At 68.8% G+C, this 25360-nt stretch carries 28 protein-coding genes; 14 read left to right on the plus strand and 14 right to left on the minus strand.

The window, feature by feature from the left end; translation table 11 throughout:
• Window positions 1-121 precede the first annotated feature (121 nt).
• Complete coding sequence (locus tag FF041_RS22505; protein WP_153524483.1) at window positions 122-409, plus strand: hypothetical protein; 288 nt, start codon at window positions 122-124, stop codon at window positions 407-409.
• Between the two features lie 98 nt (window positions 410-507).
• Here the strand turns inward: FF041_RS22505 and FF041_RS22510 are convergent, their stop codons facing one another.
• The 5 genes from FF041_RS22510 to FF041_RS22530 form a co-directional block, all read right to left on the minus strand.
• Window positions 508-792: a hypothetical protein gene (locus FF041_RS22510; protein WP_153524484.1), complete on the minus strand. Its 285-nt coding sequence runs from the start codon at window positions 790-792 to the stop codon at window positions 508-510.
• Window positions 789-1118, minus strand: a complete 330-nt coding sequence (locus tag FF041_RS22515; RefSeq protein ID WP_153524485.1) for a hypothetical protein — start codon at window positions 1116-1118, stop codon at window positions 789-791. The genes FF041_RS22510 and FF041_RS22515 overlap by 4 nt, the downstream gene beginning before the upstream one ends.
• A 152-nt stretch (window positions 1119-1270) precedes the next feature.
• Window positions 1271-2020 carry a hypothetical protein gene (locus tag FF041_RS22520; RefSeq protein ID WP_153524486.1) on the minus strand — a complete coding sequence of 250 codons (750 nt, stop codon included), beginning with the start codon at window positions 2018-2020 and terminating at the stop codon, window positions 1271-1273.
• On the minus strand, window positions 2017-2478 hold the full coding sequence (locus FF041_RS22525; protein ID WP_153524487.1) for a hypothetical protein: 462 nt from the start codon (window positions 2476-2478) through the stop codon (window positions 2017-2019). Before FF041_RS22525 ends, FF041_RS22520 begins: the two co-directional genes overlap by 4 nt.
• Window positions 2475-2960: an ATP-binding protein gene (locus FF041_RS22530; RefSeq protein WP_153524488.1), complete on the minus strand. Its 486-nt coding sequence runs from the start codon at window positions 2958-2960 to the stop codon at window positions 2475-2477. Before FF041_RS22530 ends, FF041_RS22525 begins: the two co-directional genes overlap by 4 nt.
• 954 nt (window positions 2961-3914) lie before the next feature.
• Between FF041_RS22530 and FF041_RS22535 the strand changes: the two genes are divergently transcribed.
• Both FF041_RS22535 and FF041_RS22540 read left to right on the plus strand, forming a co-directional pair.
• On the plus strand, window positions 3915-4766 hold the full coding sequence (locus FF041_RS22535; protein ID WP_153524489.1) for a helix-turn-helix domain-containing protein: 852 nt from the start codon (window positions 3915-3917) through the stop codon (window positions 4764-4766).
• Window positions 4767-4775: 9 nt separating this feature from the next.
• Entirely contained in the window at window positions 4776-4991 is a 216-nt protein-coding gene (locus FF041_RS22540; protein ID WP_153524490.1) for a DUF397 domain-containing protein, read from the plus strand.
• Window positions 4992-5064: 73 nt separating this feature from the next.
• On the opposite strand, the gene FF041_RS22545 is transcribed toward FF041_RS22540, so the two are convergent.
• The 4 genes from FF041_RS22545 to FF041_RS22560 form a co-directional block, all read right to left on the minus strand.
• A complete protein-coding gene (locus FF041_RS22545; RefSeq protein ID WP_153524491.1) occupies window positions 5065-5679 on the minus strand; it encodes a hypothetical protein in 615 nt (204 codons plus the stop codon).
• A gap of 77 nt (window positions 5680-5756) precedes the next feature.
• Window positions 5757-7229, minus strand: a complete 1473-nt coding sequence (locus FF041_RS22550; RefSeq protein WP_153524492.1) for a hypothetical protein — start codon at window positions 7227-7229, stop codon at window positions 5757-5759.
• Window positions 7230-7653: 424 nt separating this feature from the next.
• Window positions 7654-8106: a hypothetical protein gene (locus tag FF041_RS22555; RefSeq protein ID WP_153524493.1), complete on the minus strand. Its 453-nt coding sequence runs from the start codon at window positions 8104-8106 to the stop codon at window positions 7654-7656.
• The gene (locus tag FF041_RS22560; RefSeq protein WP_153524494.1) at window positions 8096-8839 is read right to left on the minus strand and encodes a ParA family protein; all 744 of its coding nucleotides are present in this window, start codon (window positions 8837-8839) and stop codon (window positions 8096-8098) included. The genes FF041_RS22555 and FF041_RS22560 overlap by 11 nt, the downstream gene beginning before the upstream one ends.
• A gap of 218 nt (window positions 8840-9057) precedes the next feature.
• Here FF041_RS22560 and FF041_RS38060 point away from each other — a divergent pair, with 218 nt between their 5' ends.
• Window positions 9058-9321 (plus strand): hypothetical protein, encoded by a 264-nt coding sequence (locus FF041_RS38060; protein WP_194292127.1) that lies wholly within the window; start codon window positions 9058-9060, stop codon window positions 9319-9321.
• Window positions 9322-9399: 78 nt separating this feature from the next.
• Here FF041_RS38060 and FF041_RS22570 read toward each other — a convergent pair whose 3' ends face one another.
• Window positions 9400-10500 (minus strand): C40 family peptidase, encoded by a 1101-nt coding sequence (locus tag FF041_RS22570; RefSeq protein ID WP_153524496.1) that lies wholly within the window; start codon window positions 10498-10500, stop codon window positions 9400-9402.
• Window positions 10497-10970, minus strand: a complete 474-nt coding sequence (locus FF041_RS40565; RefSeq protein WP_153524497.1) for a helix-turn-helix domain-containing protein — start codon at window positions 10968-10970, stop codon at window positions 10497-10499. Before FF041_RS40565 ends, FF041_RS22570 begins: the two co-directional genes overlap by 4 nt.
• 400 nt (window positions 10971-11370) lie before the next feature.
• On the opposite strand from FF041_RS40565, the gene FF041_RS22580 reads away from it, so the two are divergent.
• From FF041_RS22580 to FF041_RS22615, 8 genes are all read left to right on the plus strand, one after another.
• Window positions 11371-11523 carry a hypothetical protein gene (locus tag FF041_RS22580; protein ID WP_153524498.1) on the plus strand — a complete coding sequence of 51 codons (153 nt, stop codon included), beginning with the start codon at window positions 11371-11373 and terminating at the stop codon, window positions 11521-11523.
• 11 nt (window positions 11524-11534) lie between these two features.
• Window positions 11535-11846 carry a hypothetical protein gene (locus FF041_RS22585; protein ID WP_228388525.1) on the plus strand — a complete coding sequence of 104 codons (312 nt, stop codon included), beginning with the start codon at window positions 11535-11537 and terminating at the stop codon, window positions 11844-11846.
• 10 nt (window positions 11847-11856) lie between these two features.
• Window positions 11857-12627: a hypothetical protein gene (locus FF041_RS22590; RefSeq protein WP_153524499.1), complete on the plus strand. Its 771-nt coding sequence runs from the start codon at window positions 11857-11859 to the stop codon at window positions 12625-12627.
• Window positions 12624-14180, plus strand: coding sequence for a hypothetical protein (locus FF041_RS22595; RefSeq protein WP_153524500.1), 1557 nt, complete (start codon window positions 12624-12626; stop codon window positions 14178-14180). Before FF041_RS22590 ends, FF041_RS22595 begins: the two co-directional genes overlap by 4 nt.
• Before the next feature lie 5 nt (window positions 14181-14185).
• On the plus strand, window positions 14186-15622 hold the full coding sequence (locus tag FF041_RS22600) for an SCO6880 family protein (RefSeq protein WP_153524501.1): 1437 nt from the start codon (window positions 14186-14188) through the stop codon (window positions 15620-15622).
• Between the two features lie 148 nt (window positions 15623-15770).
• Entirely contained in the window at window positions 15771-17159 is a 1389-nt protein-coding gene (locus FF041_RS22605) for an ATP-binding protein (protein ID WP_323392416.1), read from the plus strand.
• Window positions 17156-18913 carry a type IV secretory system conjugative DNA transfer family protein gene (locus FF041_RS22610; protein WP_323392418.1) on the plus strand — a complete coding sequence of 586 codons (1758 nt, stop codon included), beginning with the start codon at window positions 17156-17158 and terminating at the stop codon, window positions 18911-18913. The genes FF041_RS22605 and FF041_RS22610 overlap by 4 nt, the downstream gene beginning before the upstream one ends.
• 2 nt (window positions 18914-18915) lie before the next feature.
• Entirely contained in the window at window positions 18916-19515 is a 600-nt protein-coding gene (locus FF041_RS22615) for a DUF4913 domain-containing protein (RefSeq protein WP_153524503.1), read from the plus strand.
• 551 nt (window positions 19516-20066) lie between these two features.
• Here the strand turns inward: FF041_RS22615 and FF041_RS22620 are convergent.
• The 3 genes from FF041_RS22620 to mobC all read right to left on the minus strand — a co-directional run bounded on the left by FF041_RS22620 (window position 20067) and on the right by mobC (window position 23859).
• Window positions 20067-21161 (minus strand): hypothetical protein, encoded by a 1095-nt coding sequence (locus FF041_RS22620; RefSeq protein ID WP_153524504.1) that lies wholly within the window; start codon window positions 21159-21161, stop codon window positions 20067-20069.
• A 128-nt stretch (window positions 21162-21289) separates the two neighbouring features.
• The gene (locus FF041_RS22625) at window positions 21290-23413 is read right to left on the minus strand and encodes a relaxase/mobilization nuclease domain-containing protein (RefSeq protein WP_153524505.1); all 2124 of its coding nucleotides are present in this window, start codon (window positions 23411-23413) and stop codon (window positions 21290-21292) included.
• Window positions 23414-23454: 41 nt separating this feature from the next.
• Window positions 23455-23859 (minus strand): plasmid mobilization relaxosome protein MobC, encoded by a 405-nt coding sequence (mobC, locus tag FF041_RS22630; protein ID WP_194292128.1) that lies wholly within the window; start codon window positions 23857-23859, stop codon window positions 23455-23457.
• Window positions 23860-24154: 295 nt separating this feature from the next.
• On the opposite strand from mobC, the gene FF041_RS22635 reads away from it, so the two are divergent.
• Together FF041_RS22635 and FF041_RS22640 are read left to right on the plus strand one after the other, a co-directional pair.
• Window positions 24155-24532 carry a hypothetical protein gene (locus FF041_RS22635; RefSeq protein WP_153524507.1) on the plus strand — a complete coding sequence of 126 codons (378 nt, stop codon included), beginning with the start codon at window positions 24155-24157 and terminating at the stop codon, window positions 24530-24532.
• 63 nt (window positions 24533-24595) lie between these two features.
• Complete coding sequence (locus tag FF041_RS22640; RefSeq protein ID WP_153524508.1) at window positions 24596-25168, plus strand: hypothetical protein; 573 nt, start codon at window positions 24596-24598, stop codon at window positions 25166-25168.
• Window positions 25169-25360: the final 192 nt, after the last annotated feature.

Genomic DNA, 25360 nt, shown 5'->3' on the forward strand with positions numbered 1-25360 from the left:
TACGTGAGTGCAACCAGTACGCGGGTTGTGGAGAGAGTCAACAGGGCCAACGGGGCGCCGAATTGACGCTAGGGTCCCTTACACGATCCGGCCGGACCGGAAGTGCTTTGAGAGGGGCCCAATGGGTCGATATGAGTACGCGTTCGCCACACCTGATGATCTTGGCGGTCTGGACCGGTACCGCGCCTGGTGCGCGGTGGCCGGGCTGCCCGCTATCAACGGCGGATACGGGCTGCTCATGGTGGATGACTCCTTCGCGGGCCGAGTCACGCGGCTGACAGAAGATGTGGAATACGTGCGCACGCTGGTCACCGCCGGAAAGACAGGCAGCGGGGTCGGCGGTTTGCAGATTCCTCCTGGTGTCTTTCCCCTCGTGCGTCCGGGCTGGCCGGACGAGTGGAAGAGCTGACACAGTCTCCGGCGCGGTCGCACCTTGCACGGCGACGGCCCGCGCGGAAGAACAGGCAGAGCCCGGCCGATGGTCGGGCTCTGCGGGGTGTTCAGGGGTCAAGGGCCGAACAGCAGAAAGATCACTTCGACCCTGCCCGGGGAGTCCTCCCGGGGTGGGTGGACGCGGTACAGAAGGGTGATCCGGTCCCCGGTGTCCTTGGCCGGCTCGGTGTCGATGCGCCGTAGCTCCGCGCCCTCGATCGGTTCCGTGGAACTGGTGGGGTCGCGGGGCTCGACGGCGAGCCGGTCCAGTACGTCATGAACGGCTCGGCGGCCTCCGCTGCTGAGCCGGGCGAACTCCTCGTAGAGCCGGGTCGGTACTTCGACGGTCCAGCGGGTCACCGGGCCGGGCCCTGGGTCTCCAGATAGGCGTACAGGTCGGCGACCGGGGCCGTCTCCGTCTCCCCGGCGAGCGACGCGGCGATAGCGGCCCGTACCTCGGGCCGGGTCCGCAGCGCGAGCGTCCGCCGGGCATCGGCGATCACCTCGGCCTGTGCGGTGCCGAACTTGGCTGCATCGAGCCGGGCATTGAACGCCACTACCTCGGCGGCTCCGAGTAGGGCGAGCTCGGCCCGGAGCTCGGCGAGCGTCTGGGGCCCCTCCCACTCCTCGATCCGGTACGGGTCCGCGTACGCCCGGGGGGGCGTCTCGTGCGGTAGCGCGCTCATCCTGTGACCTCCGTCGCTGCTCGGCTCCTCCACCGTACTCGCGCCCCCGATACATGGCAGTGCCCCCGCCGGATTCGATCCGGCTGGGGGCTGGGGGCACTGCCCGGAAGTCGGCCGCCTCGATGGTCGGGGGACGCGGCGGCCGACGTGGCTCATCTGCTGCGGCGCCACGTCCGTGGGTCGGTCCTGGGGTACCAGTGCCGCGGAATGGTCATGGCCGTGACGCCATGGCCCGCCAGGGCGTGTACGAGACGGTCACGCTGGCTCCCGGGGCCCGTGAGCTCCGCCAGGGCCGGGACGGCGAGCAGCCTCACCCCGCCGGCTGTGATCACCTGGTGCACCTTTCTCCATCCCGGCCGCTCGAACAGCGGGCGAGTATGGGGCCCGGTGTCGTACTCCATGGCATCGACGGTGACCCCGTGCACCTGCTGTACCCACGCCGTGAGCCTGGGCATCAACCGTTCAGGATCCCGGCCGTCGTGTATGCACGCGTACACCACTCCGGCGCCGCGGGCGGTGCCGGACAGCTTGGCGGCCGTCGCGGCCTGGGTCGCCTCGGTCGGCTTCGCGCTCCTGGTACTCCTGCGGACGGGCGCCTTCGGGACCACCCGCTGTATCCGCTCTGCCGCCGTTGCCAGAGCTGCGAGGTAGCGCGTATCCGGACAGGCAGGATCGTGCGGGTCTGTCCTGAGCCATGCCAGAGCAATTGTTCGCGCCTGCCTCGCGGCCCAGGTGGCCGACCCTGCGCTCTCGGCGGCGGTGACGGCGGCACCGATGTGGGCCCTGAGCGCGGCGGCCAGTTCGACCGCGACGGCGGGCGGCCCGCCCTCGGCCTCGTACACGGCGAGCTGATCCGATATCGCGGTGAGCGTGTCCGTCGTGGGCCAGGGGCGGCGGGTCATTGGGCGTCCTCCGGTGGCAGGGACGCCACGGCGCTGAGCAGATCGCGCGTGGCGCCGGCGAGCCTCATCAGCGCTGCGGCGCGGGCGTCGGGTACGGCTGTCTCTGCGGCGAGAACCTGGGCGGCCCCCACCAGCCAGTAATCCCCGGTCGGGTACGCCTCCGGAATCAGGCGGGCCACACAATCTCGCAGCGCCACGGCGACGGCGTCACGGTCGGCCGCGCTCGCACGGTCGTATCGCCCGGCCAGGACGTGACTGCTGGTCTGCTGCGCTGATCCGTCGTTCAGGGGCTCCCCATCGGCGAGCATCCACGCCCGTAAACTGGTGAGGGCCCCGAAGAACTGGTCATTCTCAAGTCGCTGGCACTTGTCGCCCGGGAGGGGGCTCAAGTCCACCGGCCCCAATGGCTTCCGCCAGTGAGTACCGGCCTGGCGTACCTCCAGCGGCGCGGCGGTCATGTGATCTCCGGGTGGGGACGTACCGCAAACTCGGCTCTGGTGTGGCTGACGCGGATCTCTGCCGTGACATCGGCCCCGCCGTTGGGGGCGGTCCGGCAGTACCACCGATCAGCCAGCGCCTCGATCAGCCAGAGCCCTCGGCCGCTCTCCGCGTTCAGCGGGGCAGGCTGAGCCGTCAGACCTGCGGCGGCGTTACCGGCGTCGGACACTCCGACCGTGGCGGTTCGGCCGTCGTACGCAATGTGCACCACCACCGTCATGCTGACCGTGTGCCGCACGGAGTTGGTGACAAGCTCGCTGGTGATGCTCTCGGCCCTGTCCACTGCCTCGTCCGGCACGCCCCACGTAGTGAGGGAGGTACGCACGGCATGGCGGGCAACTCTCGGGGTGAGAGAGCTTGTTCCCGGCAGAGCGAACATCCCCCACTCCGGCGAAGGGTGAGCGGTGCCGGCGGGCGGGACCGGGTACATGTCGGGGCTCATAGGGGGGGCGCCTCCCGGGTGCGGGGCATGGCCTGAGATCCCGTGCGGCTCGCGTATTCGTCGGCACGATCACGGGTGACGGCAGCGGCCAGGACCTCGTACAACGCATCGGATTCAGTGACCTGGGGAAACCGCTCCGCCGGGGGGACAAGCCACCGGCGGCCACGGTGGTACTCCTGGCGCCCGCTGTCGGTGGGCGGGGGGCAAAGAAAGGTGCCTGCGGCAACCGCTACGCATGAACGGCCCCACTGCGGCAGCGCGGCCCATTGAGCCGCCTCGCCCACCGGTATAAGCCACTCATAGGCGGCCCGGGGCTGGCAGACGAGCAGGGGGCCTTGGGGGACGCCTAGAACGATCAGCCGACCGGCAACGGTGGGGGCAACTCGATCCGCAATCCGTACAACGTCCCAGGTACGCCCTATGGGCACCTCTGCGAGCTGCCCCGTCTCCCATGTCCGGGCGAGTTCGTCCGGGTTGGCGCCGGCGGCCAGGGCCCACCGGATCGCGTAGTCGGTCACGAGGCGCCCCCGGTGAGTTCGCTCAGGCGGTGCGCGGCCTCGACTGAGGCGGCTAGAGCACGCGCAGCCTTCCGCCGGGCTTCCTCGACCTCGTCAAGCACCTGCGGGGGCGCTTCCTGGGAGTCGTCGGAAGGCTCTTGCTTGCTGCCGATCTGGGACCGCATCCGGTGGCCTCCATGGGTCCGCGGGGCTCGGCGCCACGCATCTGCTCATGCCACCAAGCCGCTACATCCCGTAGTCAACCCCCTTAGAATCCGTCATGCAATCCCATGATGCAAGCCCAGGGCGGATACCCATACGGGTGAGATGGCGAGCGACGGACCAACGTTGCAGCTCAGAAGAGTGATGAAGGGGTGTGCGCGGCGACGTGAGCAGCGATGAGGCAGACTTGCACACAGCAAACCCACGACGACCACAACGAAGGCGGGGACGGCGGATGAGTGAGCCGAGTGGGCCCACGCTCCGGCGACGGAACCTCGGCGGGGAGTTGCGCCGCTTGCGTGAGGCTGCTGACCTTGATCAGGCTGCGGTGGCTCATCATCTTGAGTGCTCCACGTCCAAAATCAGTCGCCTGGAAAATGGCCAGGGACTCGCCAAGGTGATCGAGATTCGATCCATGCTCGACCTATTCGGGGTTACGGACCCCGAAGCGAGATCGACAATTCTGGAAATGCATAAGGCCGCGGGTGAAATCGGCTGGTGGGAGCAAGCCGAATACGAACAGGTCATGCCCAGTGGACTTAGTGTTTACGTCGGCCTGGAGTATGACGCCCGTGCGGTTCAGAGCTGGGAGCTTGGTTTCATCCCTGGGCTCCTCCAAACTCGGGATTACGCCCGTGCAGTTCTGGCGGCTCTCCCCAATTCTTCGGATGGGGAAATTACCCGGATGGTAGAAGTTCGGATGCAACGCCAACAGCGGCTGACTTCTTCTTCTCCACTTGAACTCTGGGCCGTGATTGATGAATCCGTGCTTCATCGAGACATCGGGGGGACTGCCGTGATGGCCAGTCAGATCAGATCCCTGGTCAAGTCCACCCACCTGCCCAACATCACGATTCAGGTCTTTCCCCGGAAGAAAGATGTTCACCCGGGTCTGCGCGGAGCTTTCAGTCTCCTGGAGTTTCGCCCTCCGGGCCGGACGATCGGCTATGTGGACAGTCCTGCGGGAAACGTGTTCCTGGAAAAGGATCGGCAAGTTCAATCATTGCGCAACACGTTCAGCCGTCTACAGGCCGGGGCGCTCGATCCGGAGGAATCCAATGCGCTCATGCGCGAACTCATTTCATAAGGAGCCTAGATGAGCCAAACCCGCCCCCCTGCCCCTGCTCTCGAAAATCTGCGGTGGTTCAAAGCCACGGCCAGCAGTGAGAGCGGCGCCTGTGTGGAGGTCGCAAAAGTCCCGTATGAATGGGTGGCGCTGCGTGACTCCAAGGAGAATGGGGGGCCTGTCGTCACCGTGGCGACCGGGGCGTTTGAGATGTTCATCGCGGGTGTTCAGTCCGGGCGATTCTGAGCCTCACCACAAGCGGGCCGACTGCAATTGCAGTCGGCCCGCTTGTGGTTGGTGGTGCCGCTTGGCTTGCGCTTCAGCGTCGTTTGCTGCGGGTCTGCCGCTTCGGTTGGCGCCGGGTCCGGGCCGGGGCGGCGGGCTCGTCGGCCTGGTGCTCGTCGGCCATAGGTTCGGTGGTCTCCTCGGCGCCGGCCTCGACCTGGCGGCGGGCCTCGCGCTCCGTCTCCAGCTCCGCCCGGACGGCGGCGAGCTGATCCCCCGTCGCCCGTGCCGTGGCCCGTGCCTCCTCGGCCTCCCGGCGTGCCGCCTCGGCGGTGTGCTGTGCCTGTTCGGCGAGCTGCACCGCCACGGCACGGCCGCCCTCGGCCTCCCGCTGTGCCGCCTCGGCCTCGGCGAGCCGGACCCGCTGTGCCTCCCCCTCCCGCTGTGCCGCCGCGAGTTCCGATCGCGCTGTCTGTGCCTCTGCCCGCGCTGTCTCGGCTTCGCGGTGTGCCGCCTCGGCGTCGGCCTCGGCCCGCTGTGCCTCGGCACGTGCCTCGCTCGCGGCCTCCTGTGCCGCTCGGAGTGCGGTGCTGGCGTCCAGTGCCCGGCGGACGCGTTCGTGGGCCGCGTCAACCCGGCCCGTCAGCTCAGTCTCTCGCGGGTGAGGCGGCTCGTGATTGCTGTGTGCCGGTGTGGCGGGCCTGGTCATCTCTCCCCTTGCGGCCTGTGTCGGCACACCTGGTGTGCCGAGTGGTAAGGGGTGCGGCCGACCGGCCGCACCCCTGCTCATGCCTCGACCAACTGAAGCGGCTGGCTCTGGCCCTCGCGGTCCTCGGCATCCTCTGAGCCGGTGGGGCGGAGAGGGGCGATGTACCTGTTTGCGGTCCCCCGGTCCAGCGTGATGCCGTGCTGTTCGAGCTCGTCCAGCAACGTCATAACGATCGCGTTCGTGGTCCGTGTGTCGGCCGAGTCGATCCGGTACCGGTACAGGGCTTCAAGGGCCGCACGCTTCGTTGGGTAGGACCGCAAATCCCGGTGGGGCTGGTCCTGGTGCTCGTCGGCGACCTCGTCCGTGTCGGGGTCCTGCTGGGGCACGCGGGCGGTGACCGTTCCGGGTGTGCCGCTGTGTGCCGCTGCGGCGGACGGGGGTCCGGCCTCGGTGCAGTCGGCCGGCTCGTCGTCTTCACGGCTCGCCGTGCCCGTGTCGGCGCGCTGGGCAGGCAGATGTGTGCCGCTCTGTGCCACGGGGGGCGTGCCGGTCTGTGCCATCACGGCGGCCTCGGCGGTGTCGGCCAGGGCCTCGATACGCTCGGCGTGTGTCTCCAGCGTGTCCAGTGCGCGGGTGTGCCGCTGGGCCGGGCTCGGCTGTGTCCATGGGGACTCGGAATCCTGGATCTGGAGCGCTGTGGCGAACTTCCGGTGTGCCGCTCGTTGCCGGAAAGCCTCGCGCTGTGCCGGGTCTGTGGCGAGCTCCGCGCGGTCCTGCCACAGAGCGAGCCGCCGGGCGAGCCTGCGCCCCGTCTTGCTGGCGCGGGCTGCCTCCTCCATCCGGTCGTACCGGTCCCAGAGGTCCACGGCCCGGTCAAGGGCCCGGTCCCGGGCGATCTGCTGAGCGCTGCGGTTGCGGTGGGCGAGCCCAAGCCGGGCCATCAGGCGCTCGCGAAGATCACGGATGATCTGGGCCATGGCGGTCTGGGACTCGTCGCCCGTACGGTGCCTGAGCTCCAGTCCAAGAGCGGAGTGAGCGGCCAGAGCGGACCCGAACGAGCCGACGATGATCCGGACCATGGTGGCCGCGGTGAAGCCGTTGCCCTCGACGTACGCGGGGATGGCGGAGAGTGCGGCGAAGACCCACACCGCACCGCCGTACCACCCGGGGCTCCGGCTATCACTGGAGCTCATGCGCTCGCGTGCTCCCAGCACGCACATCGCCATGAGGGATTCGAACGCGGCACATGCAAGGACGCGTTCAGCGGTGTCGGTCATCTTCAGCCCGTCCGGGTCACCGGTGAATCGGAAGGACGTGTTGAGGCTAATGCTGGTGCAGATGACGAACGCGGCGGCAGCGGAGAGGGTGCCGATGCTGAACTTACGAGCCTTCTCGGCACGGGGACGGGAGAGCTCTCGGCTCGGCACGCCGACCCTCGCTCGGCGGTACATCAGGGTGACGGCGGCCAGTACGGCCGCAAGGACGCACACGGCCACAATCATGGTGCCGTGGGGAGCCATCCACGCTGTGAGCTGGGCAAAGTCCTTCATCGGGTGGTCCTCCGCCCGCGCGGGAAGCGCGTGCCGGAAGTGGTCGGCGGGTGGTGCCGGCTGGCCTTACCTTTGTGGTGGTGCATGGGGTCTTCCTCATTCCCGTGTGGCCCTGGGGACGCGCTTCGTGGTAGTTGGGCGCCCCCAGGGCCTCCCTTTATTGCCTTTGCGCCCCTTTTTTGGGGGCCCGCATTTTTACATGCATAAGTGCATACAGTTGAGCCGGTAGCAACTCACGCACTTTCGCGCGTCTAATTGCCTGAGCGTGAGCGCCCATGCTAGCGACGTACTCCCGGTCCCGGAGCGGCACGCGCCGACTTTAGCGCTCTCGCATTTTTGCACTTATACATGCACAAGTGCAATAAGGTAGGCGCGTACAAGGTTGTACGCGCCTACCTGGCTACTGGTAGCCACCCTTTGCCCCCTACCGCCGGGGGCGCCCCATCTTCCCGCCAGTCTGCACCGGGCCACTCAGCTCCCTGACGATCTCACTGGGCGTCATCTGCTGAGACAGACGGCGCATAGCGAGCCGAAGAACCGCGGTGGCCGGGATCTTCTCGCGGCGCGCTGTAGCGGCCTCGGCCACGGTCCACAGGAACTCTTCGTTCTCCGGGTCGGGGTAGAACGGGATCGACGGCGGCCGGTCGCGCTTCTTGCCTGCTGGCACTGGTGTCGGTTCCGGAACCGGTTCCGGCTTCGACTCGTTCGCCTCGCGCTCGCGCCTCTCGCGCTCGCGCCTCTCCTCGTCCAGCCGTTCGCGCTCCTGGCGCCGCTCCTCGTCGCTCTTTGGCGGGCGGGACCTTCGGGAAGGGGCCGCCCTGCGCTGTCGTCGCCCCTCGGCCTCCTGATCCAGATCGTCCAAACCGTCAGGCGCCATAGTTCATCACCCCTGCGGCAACACGGTCGATCTGCTGTACGAACGGCGCCGCTTGCTTCGACACAGGTTCCGACGAAATCGCCATCCTGCGGCTTCTGGTCGGAATCCATGAGTAGTAGCTGACAGCGGGGCCCACGGGGATACCGAAACGCGTGGTCATGTCCCTGAGCCGCTTCCGCATCCGGGCCGGCGGGCTCTTCACCATGTACGGGATGACGTACAGCGGGTAATCCGTCAGTTCCTCCAACATGCCTTCAAGGGCATTCAGGCTCTTGTCAGCGAACACGGCCGGGACAAGCACAACATCGGCGGGCTGAAGGACGCCGTACGTTGAGTCACACCCCCCGGGGTGGGTGTCCGCCACCAATGGTGAATCCAGCTCCCGCACCCACTGTTCCAGCGCGTCCGCAACCCGGTCGGGAGGCGGCTGGTTGAGCCCGAAATCCGGGTGTGAGGGAATCAGGTCCGGCTTACGGCGCCCTCGCAGAGGCGTCGGGGTCTTGCCCTTCTCGAACGCCTCCAGCATGGGAGCGCGAACCCTCAGCTCGGGGCGGAACCCCCATGAACCGGACGCCCCTCCCTTGTCCCAATCGAAGTCGGCGAGCGTCGCGCCAAGCTGGTACGCAACCTCGTACGCAAGCGTGCTCTTGCCGTCGCCCCCCTTCCATGCTGCTGCGGCGACGATGGGCGGGCGGTCGCCGCCCTTGGCCCACTCCACAAGGCTTTTAGACATGCACGACATTATGACGGCAAAACTCGGCGACTAGGCGCCCCTTGCCTGCGTCGGTGCGCTACCGTGTCACTTGTGCATGTATAAGTGCACAAGTGCAAGCGCTTCAGCCTGCACATACGAGAGGGGGCCGGGCTGGCGCCCGACCCCCTCACCGTGCGGACCCGGGCGGCTTCTGGCCGGTCGCTGCCCTGGTCCTCGATCCGTATGGAGGATCTTCCGTGACTGTACTTCGTGACCCGTACGCCCCTCGCCCCGTGGGCTGGCCGCTCGTGCCTGTCGAGCCGGCGGAGGGGTGGACTGTCCTGCCCCCGGTGCCGGCCTCGAACGTGGCGCCGGTGATCCCCATCGGCGTTCCGGGGCCGTCTGCGGCGGCGGAGCCTCCGCGACCGCTGCCGGTGGACGACCTGGTGGCGCTCGCGGCGGCACTCAACGTCCCCGGAGACGTGACGTACATGGACATCAGGGCGGCCGTCGCCGTCTAGGTCCGGCTGAACGGGAAGGGCCCCCGCCACTGCTCGGCGGGGGCCCTTCCTCCGTCTCCCGGATTTAGCATGTGCAAGCTAAGCCCCGGGCCGGGTCGCACCGATATAGTCCCGCGACGGCATGGCCTCCGCAATCGGCTGCAACTCGACCTTCCGCCCTGTGCGGGGGGCGTGTAGCACCCTGCCCTCACCTGCGTAAATCCCCACGTGATAGATCGCGGCCGGTCCCGACTTGGACCAGAACAGCAGATCGCCCGGCTTCAGGTCGTCCCGGTCGATGCGCCGGCTCGCCGTAGCCGCGTACTGGGCAGCGGCCACCCGGGGGAGTTTGACGGACGACCACCATGCGTACTGCGTCAGGGATGAGCAGTCGAAACCTGCGGTCGTGGCGGCCACACACCGCCCGTTCAGGTAGCCATTGCGCCCGTCACAGAACCCGTTGCTCGGGCCCCCGGGATTGCCTCCGCCCCATGAGTAGGGGATGCCTATCTGTTTGGCGCCCCGGCGTACGGCGTCGGCTCCGCTGCCGCTGCCCAGTCCGCTGATGCTGGAAACCGCGCTCGCCCACTTCGCCGCGTTGGCCGTGATGATCCGGACGTAGTGGTACGTCTGCCCCTTGGCGAACCGCTCGGGCGGAACCGCCTTGTAGTAGTCCACCCACCCCCACCCGGCGTTGTACCCGGCCAGGGACAACCTGATGGGGGTGTCCTTGTACCCGCTGGTCTCGGCCCTCTTCACCATGGCGCACATGTACCGCCCCTGGGCCATGATGGCGTCCTCGGGGTCAAAGGCGCTGCTGTCGCCATCCCGGTCCATGTCCTCGTACCGGCCTTTGCCCTGTGTCTCCCATGTGGAGTCGATGAACTGGCTGATCCCTTTCGCCGTGCCGTAGTCGGTGGGCGGGCCCACTGCGTCCGGCCGGAAACCCGACTCCTGGTAACCCTGAGCGGCGAGCACGGCGGGGGAGAGGCGTCCGGGGCACTGAGCTGCTGACTTCTGGTACCACGGGGCCCACTTCCGGCCCTCCGGCGGCATCGCCGACACGTTCAGTCCGTCGATCATCCCGGCCCCGCCGGCCTCGTCTCCGGTCGCGTCCGCCCCGGCGCTCATCAGGACAAGCCCGATGATGGCGACGGGCAGAGCAACCACGGCGGCCACGGCGCCGGTTATGGCCTTCATTCCCTGACCTCCTGGCTCGCCCGGGGCGGCTGGCTCCGGATCCGGCGGCGGTGTGTCTCCCGGCCGGCGTTCCATGCCTTCGTCCAGTCACGGACGCTCACGCCGTACGCGGGCGCCCATCGGGCGGGGTTCCTGACCCCGTACTTTCCTGTCTCGACTTTGCTCACCATCCCCGTACTGACGCCGACTTCGGCGGCCACGATCTTTTGCGTGACCCCTCGGCGGGCGCGTAGTTGTCTCAGTGACAAGTCCCCTGTTGGTGCGAGTTCGGCCACGTTGACGCTCAGCGCGGCGGCCAGGGCGCCGACGACCCGGGGGGAGGGGTTCCCCGGGCCAGCCTCGGCCTTTCGGACGGTGCCCGGCGTGACGCTGGCCATCAGGGCGAGCTGTTCACAACTCCACCCCCGTGCCTCCCTTTTGGAGCGCAGTAGGTCAGCACGGAAGCCGGTGAGACCGCTCGATGGACTCATGGACCCTCGTTGATTTATAGCAGCGATAGATGACAGTGGGTCATGGTAGCTTGACAGAGAGATCAAGTTACGGGGGTGAACGATGAGTCAACCGGCGTCTACTGAAGTTCGACGCCCCCCGGCCCACGAACGGTTCGCGGTCCTGGGCGCTCATGGCGGCGCGGGCACGTCAACCGTTACGAAGTGGCTCGACCCTGACGGGGCCCTCGGCTCGATAGAGCTCCGTCGCGGCGGCCGGCTGCCGCTCTATTACATGCCGGTCGTCGTGGCCCAGTCCACGGCTTTTGGGATGTCTCGCGCGGTCGATGCCGTGGGCCGGTGGCACCCGGAAGCACCGCGGCCGTACCTGGTCGTCGTCCGGGACGCTCCACTGAGCCTGCCCAAGCCGGCCGTCTACCGAATGCGCACCATCACACCGCGGGTCCTGGGGATAGCTGAGGTCCCCTACCTGGCCGAACTCCGGGGCGTCGATACCCCCGGCGATGGCCTCGACCTGCGCGCCGTACAGAGAGCGGCCCGCGCTCTGCGGCGCTCGCTCGGCCTCGCCGAATAGGAGAATGCACGATGTTCATGAGCACGGTTCTCGATCTCGTGGCGCTGGCGCCCATGGAACCCACCCCGGGGACCAACTGGGACGCTCCGCCCAAGGCCCCTCCCGGCATGGGCTCGGTCATGCCGGAGTGGGTCGGTTGGGCAAAGTATTTCGCCATCGGCGGCGGCATCCTGGGCATGTCCGCCTGCGGCATCATGATGATGGTCGGCCGCCGCAACCGTAGCCACCTGTCTGCCGAAGGAGCGAACGGCCTGCTCTGGATCCTCGGCGGCCTGTCCGTGGTCACGCTGGCGGCCGGGGTCGTCCCCGGCATCGTGACCTGAGGCGGCCGGGATGACTCTCCATCTCCAACAGGCTGCCAACCGCCGGATGCGCCGGGCGGTCGTTGTCCTCGTCGCTCTGGTCCTGGCCCTCGTCGCTGCTCTGGTCGTCATCGCCGTGACCGGTGATGACGACAGCGGCAAGGGCACCGCTCCGGCGCCGGGGCCCTCCTCGGCGGCCCCGGCTCCTCAGCCGACTGCCACCGTGCCCGACGATGACAGCGGCTATGTGGCGCCGGACCGTACGGTCAAACTCCCGGACGGCCGGAGCAAGACGGCGGAGGGGCTGCGAATCGGCTTCCCCCGTACCCCGGAGGGTGGGGCGGCCATGGCCGTGGCCTCGTCCCGGAACGCCTGGAGCCTCGACGCGGCAACGATCCGGGCGGGCATCCTCGCGTACGCGGCTGCCCAGTACCGCACCTCGATGGCGGCGGCGGCTGAGGCCGGGGCCAAGGGCAACAGGCAGTTTGCAGGAATCCCGGACACCGGCCCGGTGCCGGACGGCGCCACGCTGACCGCGTGGCCCATCGGCGTCCAGTGGAAAGCCGTGGACTCCAACACGGTGGATGTGCTGGTCCTGCTGCGGGTCACGCACGCGCCCAAGGCGGGCGCGGCGACCACCACGAAACTGATCGTGAGCCCCGGGCGAGCCGTGTGGGAAGACGGGGACTGGAAGGGTGCGGCAACCGACCCTTCGGCGGGCATCCCGGACCCCGTGGACGTGGGGACGGCGGCCTTCAATGACCACGGGTGGACCTCGATTCAGGAAGGGGACCGGCTGTGAAGCGGCTGCGGGCCCTGGCCCGTGTCGTCCCGCTCGTGGCGGTGGTCCTGGTGCTCGTCGGCCTCGGTGCCGCTCCGGCTGCCGCTGGCCCGGCTCCGGCGGCGGTGCCGGCGGCGGCGCCGGCCGTCCTGCCTACGGTGGACTGGCTGGGAATCACCAAATGCGCAACCTGGCTGATCCCGAACATGCCCAAAGCTCCGGACGGCCCCGTGGAATGCGTGAAAGTCGCAGTGAAGGGGGCGAAGGACGGAACCACGGCAGCGGCCAAAAAGCTCGGAGAAACCGTCATCGGTGACGCCGCCTCGTCCATGGCGGAATTCTCGCGCGACCTCATCAAAATCGGATTCACCTTCTGGCTTTCGACCGATTCCGTACAGGTAAAGGAATCCGGCGTACTCGGCGATCCGAACAAGCCGGATGACCCTACACGGTCGATCAGCCTCCATGCGCTCATGGTCGGCATCGGAGCAGGTATCGCCACCCTCCTGGCGATGGGTCAGGGAATCAAGATGATCATGCAGCGTTCCGGGGCTCCCCTGGGTCAGCTCCTTCAAGGGCTCTTCATGAATGTGATCGTCTCGGCGGCCGGGGTGGGAGTCATTGACGCTCTGCTGGTTGCATCTGACCAGCTCACCCGGGCAATCCTGCAAGTCGGCTTCGGGGACGACGATGTGCCGGACCGTATGGCGCTCATCCTCCTGCCCTCCATCGGAAATCCGATGGGACTGCTGGTGATCGCCCTCATTGTCCTGATCATCGGTGGAATTCAACTCGTGATGCTGTTCCTCCGTCAGGCGGCCATCCCGATTCAAGCGCTCCTGCTGCCCATTGCCGGTGCCGGACAACTCGGCGGCGAAAGCGCACGGCAGTGGCTCCCGCGCCTCTTCACCGCCATCATGGTGATCATCACGTACAAGCCCATGGCGGCCCTGATCATCAGTGTGGGCTTTATTGAAATGAAGCACGGGCAAGGAATCATCGACTTCATCCGGGGAGTGGTCACCCTGGCACTTTCGATCATCGCCCTGAAATCCCTTCTCGCGCTTTTCGCTCCCCTCGGTCTGGCCATGGGGAACGCGGTCGCCTCCGGTGGCGCGAGCGGCGCTCTGAGCATGGCCGGCAGTGCCATGGCCTCCACGATGGGCGGCGCTGGCGGCGGGGGCGGCGATTCGGCCGGCTCCTCGGCTGTCTCCCATGCGGCCGACATGGACCGCAACGGCCCGGCGGGCGGCGGGAACTCAGGTTCCGGCTCCGGCGGTCCGGGCGGCGGCGACAACGGCGGCGATGACTCGTCGTCCAGTGCGATTCAGCAAGCCTCCGGGAACATCCCGCAGCAAGCCGGGACGGGATCCGCGGCGGGCGAAGGTGTGGCGGCGGCGGCCGAAGGTACGGCGTCCACCGGAACGGCTGTGGCGGGCCAAGCCACGGCGGCCGGCGGCACCGGCTCTATGGCGGCGGCGGGTGCTGGCCCTGTGGGCATCGCCGTGGTGGCTGCTGAGGCAGGGAAAGCCGCCGTCGATAAGGCGGGCGGCGCTGTGGGCGGGAAGGAGTAGAGAACATGTCAGAGACACAGCTTTACGGCGGGTGGCGGCGATCCAAGAGCATGGGCATCGGCACTCTGAACACCGGTCAAACGGTGATCGTGGTGGGCACCCTGCTGGCGCCGCTCGTCGTCATCATCGTGGGCGGCCCGGTCTCCACCCTCGCGGTAACCCTCCCGGTGGCCCTGGTAGTGATCGCGCTCACGATCTGGCAGCGGCACGGGATGCCGCTCATGTCGTACGTCATCGGCCGGGCCCGGTGGAGCCTGGCCAACTTCCGCGGTGAGACCTCGTACCGGAGCGTCTTCCTGCCCGCGCCCGAAGTGCTCGACCTGCCCGGGATGGCTGCGCCGACAAAGCTCATCCGGGCTGAGGCGGGCGACGGGCGCGGGCCCGTGGGCTTGGTCTGGAACCAGCGGACCGGCACGATGACGGGGGCGCTGTTGCTGTCCCCGGCCGGCTCTCTCCTCGCGTCGGGGGCGACGGTCAACCGTCAGGTGGCGGCCTGGGGCGAAGCGCTCGCCCGGCTGGCTGATGAGGACACCGTGAGCGCGGCGGCCGTCACGCTTCAGATCACCCCGTCCTCGGGCGCGGCCCTCTCCGACCATGTACGGGGCCGGTTGGACCCGGCCGCCCCGGAGCTCGCCCGGCAAGCGATCGGCGAGCTGGTGGCCCGTGCGCCCCGGGCAAGCGCTCAGCTCGCGGCGTGGATGAGCCTGGTCATCGATCCGTCCCGGGCCCCCGAACGGCCCAAGGGGCCGGCGGAAGCTGCGGCCGTCGCGCTCGGGGCCCTGGACGCCGTGGACCTGGCGGGCGCCGGGGCGGACGTGCTGCGGCGGGCCTCGGACGTGGATGTCAAGCGGCTGGTCCGCGGGGCGTTCACTCCGGGGGACATGGACGCTCCGTCTGAGCAGATTGAGGCCCTGGTCTGGCATGAAGTCGGCCCCGTGGCGGCTGAGGACGACTGGGATGTGTACCGCCATGACGGCCACTTCTCCGTCTCGTACGTCCTGCGGGAAGCACCCCGCAAGACCGTCCCCTATGACGTGCTCCTCAAGCTGGTGGCACCCGGCGCCTACGCGCGCCGCGTGACCCTGGTGTACCGGATCCTAGCCACGGAAGAGGCGCAAGCCGTCGTAGAGCGGGAGGTGAACGCGGGCGAAGCACGGGCGGAGTACCGGCGCCGGTCGCGGCGCACGGCCACCCGGCGTGAGCGGCTGGACGCGGAGCACGCGGAGCGTACGGCGGCCGAAGAGGCCACCGGGGCCGGGATGGTCCAGTGGTCCATCTACGTCACCACCACCGTGGACAGCGCGGCCGACCTTCCCGCCGCGCGGCGGGAGATCGAAAAGGCGGCCCGGGGCGCCGGGGGCCTGAGGTTCCGTCCCGCGTTCGGCGGCCAGTCCGCCGCGCTCGTCGTCGGCCTCCCGGTCGGCATCAATCCACTCCTGTGACAGAAGGGAGACACGCATGAAGCGCAACAAATCGGGTGGCGCGGTCGCGCCGTCCCGGCGGGGGCAAACCGCCGGGCCGGCCGCGGCAGAGCCTACCGGCTGGGCCCTCAACCCCTCCGTCATCGCGGCTCGGTCGGGCTGGAAGGGGGTGGGACGTGGCCGATCGCCCCTCCTTGACGCCGGCTCGGTCTACCTCTCCAGCACGGTCCAGACTGCGGGGCTGTACCCGTTCGTCCTCGGCTCCGGGCTGCCCCCGGAAGGGGTGCCCATCGGCTACGACCAACTGACCCATGAGCTCGTGTGCTTTGACCCCTCGGGCTGGATCGGCTCCCTGGTGACCAATCCGGGCGTGTGGATCATGGCTCAACCGGGGGTCGGGAAGTCGGCGATTGCCAAACGGATTGGGCTCGCCTACTCGGCCTACGGGTACAAGCTCGTGGTCCCCGGGGATGTCAAGGGCGAGTACGCCACGCTGGTGGGCGAGCTCGGCGGCCAGGTCGTCCGGATCGGCCGTGGCCTGGACCGAATCAACCCCCTGGACTCCGGCCCTCTGCGCAGGATCCTGCCCACGCTCGCCCCGGCCCGGCGGGATGCTCTCCTGGCAGAGATCAACGGCCGCCGTTCCGAGCTGCTACATGCCCTGCTCACCACCGAAATGGACCGGCGGCCCACTCCCACCGAACGCAACGTCGTGGAACACGCCATCCGTACGGTGGCGGCCCGGCATGTGGGGGAGGGGGACCCGATCATCCCGGACGTGGTCACGGTGCTGCGGGACGGACCGGCGGAGCTCCGCGCACAGCTCATGGTGGACTCGGAAGACGACTACCGGGCGTTGGTGCGGGCGGTGACACACGCTCTGGAAAACCTCTGCTCCGGCCCGCTGGCCGGCCTCTTCGACGGGCCCACCACCACGGCCCTGGACCTGGCGGCCCCCGCACTGTCCGTGGACCTGTCCAGCCTGCTGACCGCCGGGGATCACGTCGTGTCGGCCGGGCTGCTGGCCACCTGGGCATACGCCTATTCGTCCATCGACAGTGCGCGGGCGGTCGGGCTGATGACCGCCCCCCTGGTACTCCCGCTCGATGAAATGTGGAGAGCGCTCAGAGCCGGCCCGGGGATCGTCGATGCGTTCGACAGTATGACGCGTCTCAACCGGGCCCGGAATGAAGTGACGCTGTTCATCACGCATTCGCTCCGCGACCCGGAGAGTCTGCCGACTCCTCAGGACCGGGCAAAGGCGCTCGGGATGATCGACCGCTGTGACTCGATGATCCTCGGCGCCCTGTCCATGGGCGAGCTGGAACGGGTCTCCGCTCAGCGTCCGCTCACGGATGCCGAGACACAGTTGATCGCCTCGTGGTCGCACGCTGCTGGGACGGGCATCGACGGCACCCGGCAGGTGCACCCCGGGCGCGGGAAGTACATGCTGCGGCTCGGCACCCGGCCGGGTACCCCGGTCCGCCTCCAGCTCACGGACGCTGAACGGCGGCTGTACGAGACCGACCCATCCAATGTTCGCAAGGGGGCGGCGTGAACGACAACAACGGCGGCGGCGGGGCCGGGGCGGGTACGCCGCTCACGGTCCTCGGCGTCATCTTCGGATCCTTCGGCCTGTTCACCGGGGCTCACATCGGGGGCACCCTCGGCGTAGCCGTGGCCGGGGGCGGCTGGGCTCCGCCGGCCTACTCGGTGCAGTCGGCCAAGCTCCTCGTTTCCGGGGGGCCGGGCCGGCTCTGGCCGGGGCACGGCACGGCGGCGGGCGTCGGAATCGTCGTGCTCCTGGTGCTCGTCGTCGCGGCCCTCGGCGCCGGCGGGTACTGGGTGTGGCGCCGGTTCTTCTCGCACCGGTCCGGCCTGGCCGGTCTCCGCGAGCTGGCGCCCCTCGCCCCCAAGGCGATGGGGGCGCGGGCCCGCGCGCTCCGGCCGTCTCTCAAGGGCGCGCAAGAGGTGCAGCCGGACGATACCGGCCTCCTCCTTGGCAACCTCGACGCGTCACGCGGCCCTGAGCTGCGGGGGAGTTGGGAAGACGTGGTGCTGGCCGTGATGGCGCCGCGCTCGAACAAGACGACCGCGGTGGCGGTGCCGGCGGTCCTGCGCGCGCCGGGGGCGGTCCTGCTGACCTCGAACAAGCCGGACGCCTTCGCCGTGACGCGGGCGAGCCGGTTGAAGGTCGGCACGGTCTGGCTGCTCGATCCTCAGCACATCACCCACTCGGACCGGGCGATGTGGTGGGACATGCTCGCGTCCGCGCGCACCATTGAGGGCGCCGGCCGCCTCGCGTCCCATTTCATCGCCGCGACCACCGATGAAAAGTCTCGCGGCGACTTCTGGATGGGGGCGGCTAAGAACTTGCTCACCGCGCTGTTCCATGCGGCGTCGGTGGCTCCGGGCGGGTCGGCGTCGGACGTGCTCGCGTGGCTGTCCACTCCGTCCGACCGGGCCCCGGTGAACGCTCTCAAGGCGGCCGGAAAAACCGCGCTCGCGCAGCAACTCGCCTCCACCGTGGCGGGTGCGGCGGACACCCGGGATGGCATTTTTGAGACGGCTCGTCAGTGCGTGGCGTGTCTCCTCGACCCCGGGACGCTGGCGTGGGTCACCCCGGATCCGGCCGCCAAAGAGTTCCGTCCGGATGACTTCGTACGGTCCCGGGACACCTTGTATCTCCTCTCCAAGGATGGCGGCGGCTCGGCGGCCGGGGTCATCGCGGCGGCGGCCGACGCGGTTCTCAGGGCTGGGATGCTCGCGGCGGAACGGGCGGGCGGGCGGCTCGATACCCCGTTGATCGCCGTTCTGGATGAGGCGGCGAACGTCTGCCGGATTGAAGACCTCCCGGACCTTTACAGCCACCTGGGTTCGCGCGGGATCGTGCCCGTGACCATCCTCCAGTCCTACCGCCAGGGCGTCCGTGTCTGGGGGGAAGCGGGGATGGATGCCCTGTGGAGCGCGGCCACGGTCAAGCTCCTGGGCCCGGGGCTCGATGACGCGGAATTCGCCGAAAAGGTGTCACGGCTCGTCGGTGACCACAAAGTCAGGGAAACCTCGGTGTCTCACGGGTCGTCCGGGCGGAGTGTGAGCACGTCCCGGCGCCGTGAGCGCGTCCTAGAGGCGGCAGAGATCCGGGCTCTTCCAAAGGGGCGGGCCCTGCTGCTGGCGACGGGCGTACGGGTCGGGATGATCCGGCTGCGGCCCTGGTATCTGGAGCCGGGCGCGGACCGGTTGAACGAGGATGCCCGGCTGGAAGTCGCGGAGATTTCGGCCCGCGCGTCACGAAAGGCCATGTCGTCGTGAGCATGGACAGCACCCCGACGGTGGACGGCCTGGCGGAAGACCTGGAAGACCTCAAAGCCGTCGTCCATGGGTTCGCCTCGCAGCTTGAGCACAACACCCGGGAAGTGGAGCGGCTGGCCGCTGCCGTGGTGCCCGACGACGGCCAGGGCGACGGCGGCGACACAGCCGGAAAGGGCAATGGGAAAGGGGCTGGGAAGGGGAAAGGGAAGGAAGAACCGAAGACACCGCCGTTCATTCTGCGGCTGTCCGGCGAGCAGTATCCGGCGGAGCTCGCGGCGCTGGCATCCTGGGTGCGTGACCTCCTCGTCCCCACCTATCTGAGTGAGGTGTCGTCCTCCTCGACGTGGTGTGCAAGCTGGTGGGAGCATCCGGCGGCGGTCGCACGCCTCCACGCGGCGTGGCTGGCGTGGCAAGAGCTCACCAACCCAGAGGTGTGCGGGCTCACCGGTCCGTCCGTGTGGCACCGTGACCACCTGGACCCGATGGTGGCTCACCTGCGGGCGCCCGATGGTCCGTTCGCGGGATGCATGACGAACCCGGACCGGCCACAACACGTGGTGCTGCCGGTCCCGCCGGTCAACGCATTGCCCGGACCGACGTAGCCACATTTTTAGCTTGCACATGCGAAGAACGGGCCGGAGGGTTTTCCCTCCGGCCCGTTTAGGTTTCCGTACCGCCCGTCACACGCTCCGGCGGGGCGCTGGGGGAGTGGCGGCCCGGCGGCTGTTTCGCTGCCCGGCCGTACCCCCCTGAGTCTGCCCCCGGCCGGCTGAACGGCCGGTGGTTGTGATGGATCGGGCAATGGCGGCCGATGCTCGGGCCTCGATCGTTGCCGTGGTCCCCTCGTGCGCGGCAAGTCCGTCCAGTCCTGCGGCCTCGCTCCACGCGGCGCCGGCCGCCGCAGTGTCGCCTTGCCCGTCCGCTGCGGCGGCGCGTCCACGGGCCCCGTCTGTGTCCCCTAGGGCGACATCCGCGCGGGCCCAGTGCTCGGCACTGATCCGGGCGTGCTCCTCGACCTGGCGGCGGTCGTGCTCCGTTCCGCCGGCGTCGTCTCCGGTCCTGCCCGGATCCGGCCGCCGTAAGGCGCCCTCGTCGTCAGAGCTCGGGGGCTGGGTGCGTGAGCGTGAGTGCATCGTGATCCTCCGTCCTCATGTCACCGGCTGGGGCCGTGCTGGTGGGTCGGGCCGGGCTGCGTGGTGGGCGCTCCTCGGTCCGCTGTCGGGCCCGGGGCCGGGGTCGCTCCGGGGGTGGCGGTCGTGGACCTGGCGGACGCTGCTGCCGCACGGTCCGGGGTGGACGGGGTGGTGGTCGCCGTCGTCGGTGCCGTGGCGATGGACGGGGCGGAACCGGTGGCGGGTGCGGCCTGTGGCGGCGTGGGGGGCGTGATCTTGGCCATGTCGGTGAGCAGGCCGTGAGCGGCCTCGGCCGGGGTAAGGGTGATCCCGGCGGCGGCGGCCTGCCGGATGCGCGCGGGCACACCGGCCAGGGCCTCGCCCGGCGAGTGTCCGGCCTGTTGGAGCGCCTTCATCTGCGCGGCGATGCCCGGCCATTCCCGGGAGGTGACGATCTGGTGTAGCGCCTTCTCATCCGACAAAGCCGCGCGGGCCGTCACCACATGCAGCACGTTTTCCTGCGGGCTGATGCCGTGTGCAGCGAGCTCCCGGTTCGGGTCGGCCGCCTTCGCCTTCTTCGCCTTCCCGGTGATTTTCTCGATCAGCTTGGTGACGGCTTCCTTGATCCATTTCATCGCCTTCTCAATGAAACCCGGCCCCTCCTTCCGGGCCTTCTCCTCACCCGGTGGGGGAGCGAACGGATTCGGCGGCGTGGTGGCGGCCTGGGACGCGGTGACACCGGGCGACGGGCTGCCTGCGCGAAGGTCGGCGTCCATGCGCGCGATGACCGGGGCCGCGTCGGTCACGAATCGTTTTACGTCGATGCCTGCGGCCTCCAGCTTCTTCAGCTCGTCGGCGAGCTGGGGCCACTGAGGGGCGGTCACCATCGCCTCGGCGACGGCGGGCGGGTGCACGGCGCCGCGCACGATGTGTGCGTACCGCTCGTGGTCCGGGTTCGGCGGTGTCTTCCGCATCGGGGGTACGGGCTGCTGCGGGGCGGCCGACTGTCGGGCCGCTGTCTCGCGCTGCTGGTGCTCCCGGAGGGACTGGGCCGCCATGACAAGCACTTGCAGCGCGACCGCTGCTGTATGAACTGCCTGGCCTGCGGCCTGCTCCATCGGGTTGGTGTCGCTCATGGGTGGGTCACCCCGTTTCCGTGATCATGATCGTGGGATTTCACTGCGCAATTGCACATCTGACGCTAGCGGCAATACCTCTCCAAGTAAGGGTGTTTTCCCGTCTAGGTGACACCGGATTTTGTGGATCACCGGCGCGGTCCCCGGGGTGGTCCGCTCTTTCTGGCGGCGTCCTGTGCGAGCTCGGCCGCCGTGCGCTCTCCGGCCCGGCTGGGCGGGGCGGTCGGGCTGCTGGTGCGGCGGCCGGTGGTCCGGGGGAGGGGCCTGGACCTTCCCGGAGTGAGGCGCCCTTGCACGCGCCATGTGAGCACCTGAGCAACGCTGTCCGCGTCGGCGAGATCGCGGGCGGCCACTACCTCGGCGAGCAGATCCGCGGGCGCGTGCCCCTCGGCGACGGCCCGGCGGAGTGCTGCCGCGAGACCTGCGGCGGCCGGGTCGCTCAACACCTCTGACACGTACTCGGGGACGGCCTGGCGGACCGCCTCGCCCAACGTAGGCACCCCGTCTCCGAGTGAGGTATCCGCTCGGCTGACGACCGGCGGGGGCGTCGTCTCCGTGGGGGTGGTCGTGCCTCCCTCGTCGCTGCCCTCCCCGGTGGTCCGGGTGGTCGGCACTGGGGCCGGGGCATCTGTTTTTATCGGGCCGGTGACCGGGGGCCGGCCGTGCTCGGCGTCGGTCGTCATCCGGCGTTGCAGTCGCCAGACAAGTACCTCGGCGGCGCTCTCGGCGTCGCCGAATCCCCGGGCGCCGGCGGCCTGCCCCAACACCGTGGCCGGGTCGTACCCGGCCGCCTCGACCTGGGCGAGCGTGGCGGCAAGTGCGGGCCATGCGGCCTCGCTCAAAACCTGCTCGGCCAGGGTGGGAAGAGTCTGCCGCACCACGGGTGCGAAACGGTCCGCCAGGGCCGGGCCGCTCGGATCCATCCGGGTGCGCTGCCACATCGCCCGGCTACCTCGGCGGCCGTCCGCGCCTGCGCCGTAAGCGATCTCGGTAGCCGCTCGGAGGTGACGACCGGCCAGGGCGGCGGCCTCCTCTTGGGCCCGGTGCTGGGCGGCCTGGTGGAGACGCTGGGCGGCGACCACGGCCAGGGCGACGGCCACCAGAATGGTGATCGCTGCGGCGGCCTCGCCCCCGCTCACTCCAAGGGATGCACTCATGGCCACAAGCTGTGTCGCCGTGCGCAAATGTCGGTGGGCATCGGTGGTCATCTGGCGGGAGGTAGGTGCTCGTCCTGCGCGCTCAAAAGTCCGGGCCGCATCTCGGAGCTGCTGGCGGACCTCGGCCGGGGCCTGCGTCGCGTACGTCGTCAGCAGATCGGACAGCGCGACCATCTCACCTGCGCTGGCGGCGTTGCCCGACTGCCCCAGGATCGCGGCGGCCTGGTGGACGTGCTCGGCGGCGGCCTGCCATGCGGCGGCCCGGGTCGCTACCGGCCCGGCGGACTCCAGCAATGCGCCGGCCGGTGTCCCGGTCCAGCGTTCACGGATACGGGGAAGGGAGAGATCGGGGGCGAGCCGCGAGCCGGAAAACCAGACTGCCCGACCGGCTCCGGTACGGTCTCCGGGGAGCGCCACCGAGTAACCCAACATCGACCCGTCGTCGGCTGTCTTCTTGGAAACTCGCAAGCCGGACCGTTGCAGCCGAGTGAAAAACTCGTCTTCGGACTGGGCGCCGGCTGCGGCCTCCCGGACTGTCCTTTGAAGAGTCTGGCGGGGTGTCTCGTCTCGCCCCATCCGCTTCGCTTTCTCGGCCTCGGCGGTCGTGGGCCACGGCGCGGCTGTGCGGTCACCGCTCGCCAGACGACGCAACCCGTATCGGACCTCCAGTTCCCGGGCACACGCCTGCATCTTCTTCTTATCCTGCGAAAGCCGGACCTTCAACCCGTCTTGGCGCGCGAGCGTCGCCACGATATGAATGTGATTGTCCGCGTGCCGGATCGCCACCCAACGGGCCCCCATCGGGTCGTCCTTTGGTGCCACGCCTGTGGCGTCCATGACCTCTCGCGCTACCTCCGCCCACTCTTCATCGGACAGAATCCGGTCCCCCGGGTCCAGACTCACGGGCACGTGGTAGACGTGCTGAGCGGGCGGCCGGCTCTCCAGCGCGGCCACAGGGGCGTCCAGTAGCGCGGCCAAGAGCGGGATGTTCGTGTTGTCACCGCGGCCGGGATCCGGCACACCTGCGCCCCATGCAGCGACCATATGCGGGTCGGTGTGCTCATTGGCCTTTCCCGGGCCGTAGAGGTAGTACAACAACCCTTCCGTACGGGCGCCGTCTCGGGCTCTCTTGACGATCACGCGCGGCCCTCCATCACGGCAATGGTGGCGGCATCGAGTCGCCGAATGGCCTCCTCCACACGGGTCAGAATCGCGGCAAGCTGCGCGGGCGATACCTCCGCATCACTGTTCAGCTCCTTCGCAATCTGGTTGAGGTTGGTACCGATCCGGTTGACGGCGATGCGGGAATCAGTCATCTCCCGCAAACGGTCCTTGTACTCGACCGGGGCGGGGGAAACTTCCTCCTTCGCCACGGCCAGGGCGACACGGGCCGCGTAGGCAGCGGGCTTGAGGCCGGCTACGGCTGCGGCGCTCATGAGGATGGCTAGCTCGCGGTCGTTGTACGCGAGGTTGACGCGGTGTCGTCTCGGCTGGTCGGCTCGTCGCTCGCGGCGGCGAGCGCGTGGCATGTCGTCGCTCATCTCCCCTGATCCTCTCTGAGGTACAGGCCCCATCCATCGGTCCGTCCCCGGACCGAAAAGGCGGCCCAAGCTACCGAGCATAGCGAGAGCTTGGGCCGACCCCCGCGTTAATGGAACATTAACGCCCAACTTGCTCCGACGAAGAAGGGCCGTCGGCTGGGGTGCCGGGCTCCTAGGGCGGCTCGCGGCTCCGCCGCGAAAAAAGCTCGGTGACCTGTCACCGAGTCACCTCACCATCGGGGGAGGGGCCTTGATTTCCCGTGCGTTTGCGCTCTGCGGCGCTACCATGACGGGCATGACCGAATCGACGCCTCAGACATCTGCCACTGATGCCGAATCGCCCATGGTGGCCGCTGCTCAAAAACTCCTCAACGACCGCATGGGGGTGATTCCGCCGCTCGCTCAGACTCTCGCCCGGCGCAAGCACCTTGAACAGCTCGTCAGCGACAACGAACGGGAGTACGGCACCCTCTACGCGGACGCGCAAGCGGCGGGCTGGTCCGCCGAAGAGCTTGCCCAAATGGGTGCCACGGAACCGACCCTTCGCCCGCCGGGACGCCCCAGGAAGAACCGCGTACGGCGTCAGCCCAGTACCGCACCGACAACCCCGGCGCCCCGGACTCCGGAACTCTCCGAGTCACAGAGCGAGCCGCAAGCATCTCCCACCACCTGACCCGTGCACACTGGCCCCGGTACCGCCCTCCGCGGTGCCGGGGCCTCCTACACAGGAGAGATCATGACCATCGGAAAACACAACACCTTCGTATGGGTCCATCGCTCAGATGGTGATGCTCTTCGTACCATGGCCGAAGCGAATCGACACGAGGAAATGGCGTGGATCGCAGAGCAGTGCGAGCGCGCCGGCCTTCACCCTTCCGAACCCACACCAGAGCTCATCCGCCTCGAAGCGCTCGCTCTCCGGCCTGGCACCTGGCCAACTCAAAGCAACCTCCTCGAAGCTGCCATGCGGGTGCGCTTGGCCGCTCCTGATCTCGTCGGCCCCTGGGTCCCCTTCACTCATGAAGAGCGGGAAGCGCAACGCCTTCCCGGCCGTCGTTATGGCACTGCCAAACAAAAGTTCACGGACAAACTCGCCCTCGACATCGATCCTGTCTTGGTCGATCACGGACACCTCGCGGCGTATCGAATCAGCGAACCAATCGTGGCCGAACTGATCGCCGAAAACCTCGTCGGGCCCGGCGCTTCCCGCTCTCGTGCTGCTCGTCAAAGACGCGAAGAACTGCAAGCCCAGATCTACACACTCGGGCGAGTTGTCCGGGAAGCACTCGCCGCGATCGTTGGGCCCTGAGCTCGAAATGCAATCTAACAAGGTTGTTAGAATCCGAGCTAGATCGCCCACCCTGTCGGCGGGGCCGGCTGGTCTGGGGGCGCCTAGGGTCCGTAATCCTCCGTGGCCGGCGCCGTTGGCGGCCGGCGGGTGCGGTGGGGGTGGGAAAGGACGGCAGCGGCGGGGGGAGGGGTGCCGGGCGGGGGTCCGGGT

This window comes from Streptomyces jumonjinensis (assembly GCF_009600885.1).
Lineage (GTDB): Bacteria > Actinomycetota > Actinomycetes > Streptomycetales > Streptomycetaceae > Streptomyces > Streptomyces jumonjinensis.

Excerpts from the sequence above, each read along its gene's own strand:
- FF041_RS22505 (WP_153524483.1), top strand. The coding sequence starts at position 122 with ATGGGTCGATATGAGTACGCGTTCGCCACACCTGATGATCTTGGCGGT.
- FF041_RS22515 (WP_153524485.1), bottom strand. The coding sequence starts at position 1,118 with ATGAGCGCGCTACCGCACGAGACGCCCCCCCGGGCGTACGCGGACCCG.
- FF041_RS22520 (WP_153524486.1), bottom strand. The coding sequence starts at position 2,020 with ATGACCCGCCGCCCCTGGCCCACGACGGACACGCTCACCGCGATATCG.
- FF041_RS22525 (WP_153524487.1), bottom strand. The coding sequence starts at position 2,478 with ATGACCGCCGCGCCGCTGGAGGTACGCCAGGCCGGTACTCACTGGCGG.
- FF041_RS22530 (WP_153524488.1), bottom strand. The coding sequence starts at position 2,960 with ATGAGCCCCGACATGTACCCGGTCCCGCCCGCCGGCACCGCTCACCCT.
- FF041_RS22535 (WP_153524489.1), top strand. The coding sequence starts at position 3,915 with ATGAGTGAGCCGAGTGGGCCCACGCTCCGGCGACGGAACCTCGGCGGG.
- FF041_RS22540 (WP_153524490.1), top strand. The coding sequence starts at position 4,776 with ATGAGCCAAACCCGCCCCCCTGCCCCTGCTCTCGAAAATCTGCGGTGG.
- FF041_RS22545 (WP_153524491.1), bottom strand. The coding sequence starts at position 5,679 with ATGACCAGGCCCGCCACACCGGCACACAGCAATCACGAGCCGCCTCAC.
- FF041_RS22550 (WP_153524492.1), bottom strand. The coding sequence starts at position 7,229 with ATGAAGGACTTTGCCCAGCTCACAGCGTGGATGGCTCCCCACGGCACC.
- FF041_RS22555 (WP_153524493.1), bottom strand. The coding sequence starts at position 8,106 with ATGGCGCCTGACGGTTTGGACGATCTGGATCAGGAGGCCGAGGGGCGA.
- FF041_RS22560 (WP_153524494.1), bottom strand. The coding sequence starts at position 8,839 with ATGTCTAAAAGCCTTGTGGAGTGGGCCAAGGGCGGCGACCGCCCGCCC.
- FF041_RS22570 (WP_153524496.1), bottom strand. The coding sequence starts at position 10,500 with ATGAAGGCCATAACCGGCGCCGTGGCCGCCGTGGTTGCTCTGCCCGTC.
- FF041_RS40565 (WP_153524497.1), bottom strand. The coding sequence starts at position 10,970 with ATGAGTCCATCGAGCGGTCTCACCGGCTTCCGTGCTGACCTACTGCGC.
- FF041_RS22580 (WP_153524498.1), top strand. The coding sequence starts at position 11,371 with ATGCGCACCATCACACCGCGGGTCCTGGGGATAGCTGAGGTCCCCTAC.
- FF041_RS22585 (WP_228388525.1), top strand. The coding sequence starts at position 11,535 with ATGTTCATGAGCACGGTTCTCGATCTCGTGGCGCTGGCGCCCATGGAA.
- FF041_RS22590 (WP_153524499.1), top strand. The coding sequence starts at position 11,857 with ATGACTCTCCATCTCCAACAGGCTGCCAACCGCCGGATGCGCCGGGCG.
- FF041_RS22600 (WP_153524501.1), top strand. The coding sequence starts at position 14,186 with ATGTCAGAGACACAGCTTTACGGCGGGTGGCGGCGATCCAAGAGCATG.
- FF041_RS22615 (WP_153524503.1), top strand. The coding sequence starts at position 18,916 with ATGGACAGCACCCCGACGGTGGACGGCCTGGCGGAAGACCTGGAAGAC.
- FF041_RS22620 (WP_153524504.1), bottom strand. The coding sequence starts at position 21,161 with ATGAGCGACACCAACCCGATGGAGCAGGCCGCAGGCCAGGCAGTTCAT.
- mobC (WP_194292128.1), bottom strand. The coding sequence starts at position 23,859 with ATGAGCGACGACATGCCACGCGCTCGCCGCCGCGAGCGACGAGCCGAC.
- FF041_RS22635 (WP_153524507.1), top strand. The coding sequence starts at position 24,155 with ATGACCGAATCGACGCCTCAGACATCTGCCACTGATGCCGAATCGCCC.
- FF041_RS22640 (WP_153524508.1), top strand. The coding sequence starts at position 24,596 with ATGACCATCGGAAAACACAACACCTTCGTATGGGTCCATCGCTCAGAT.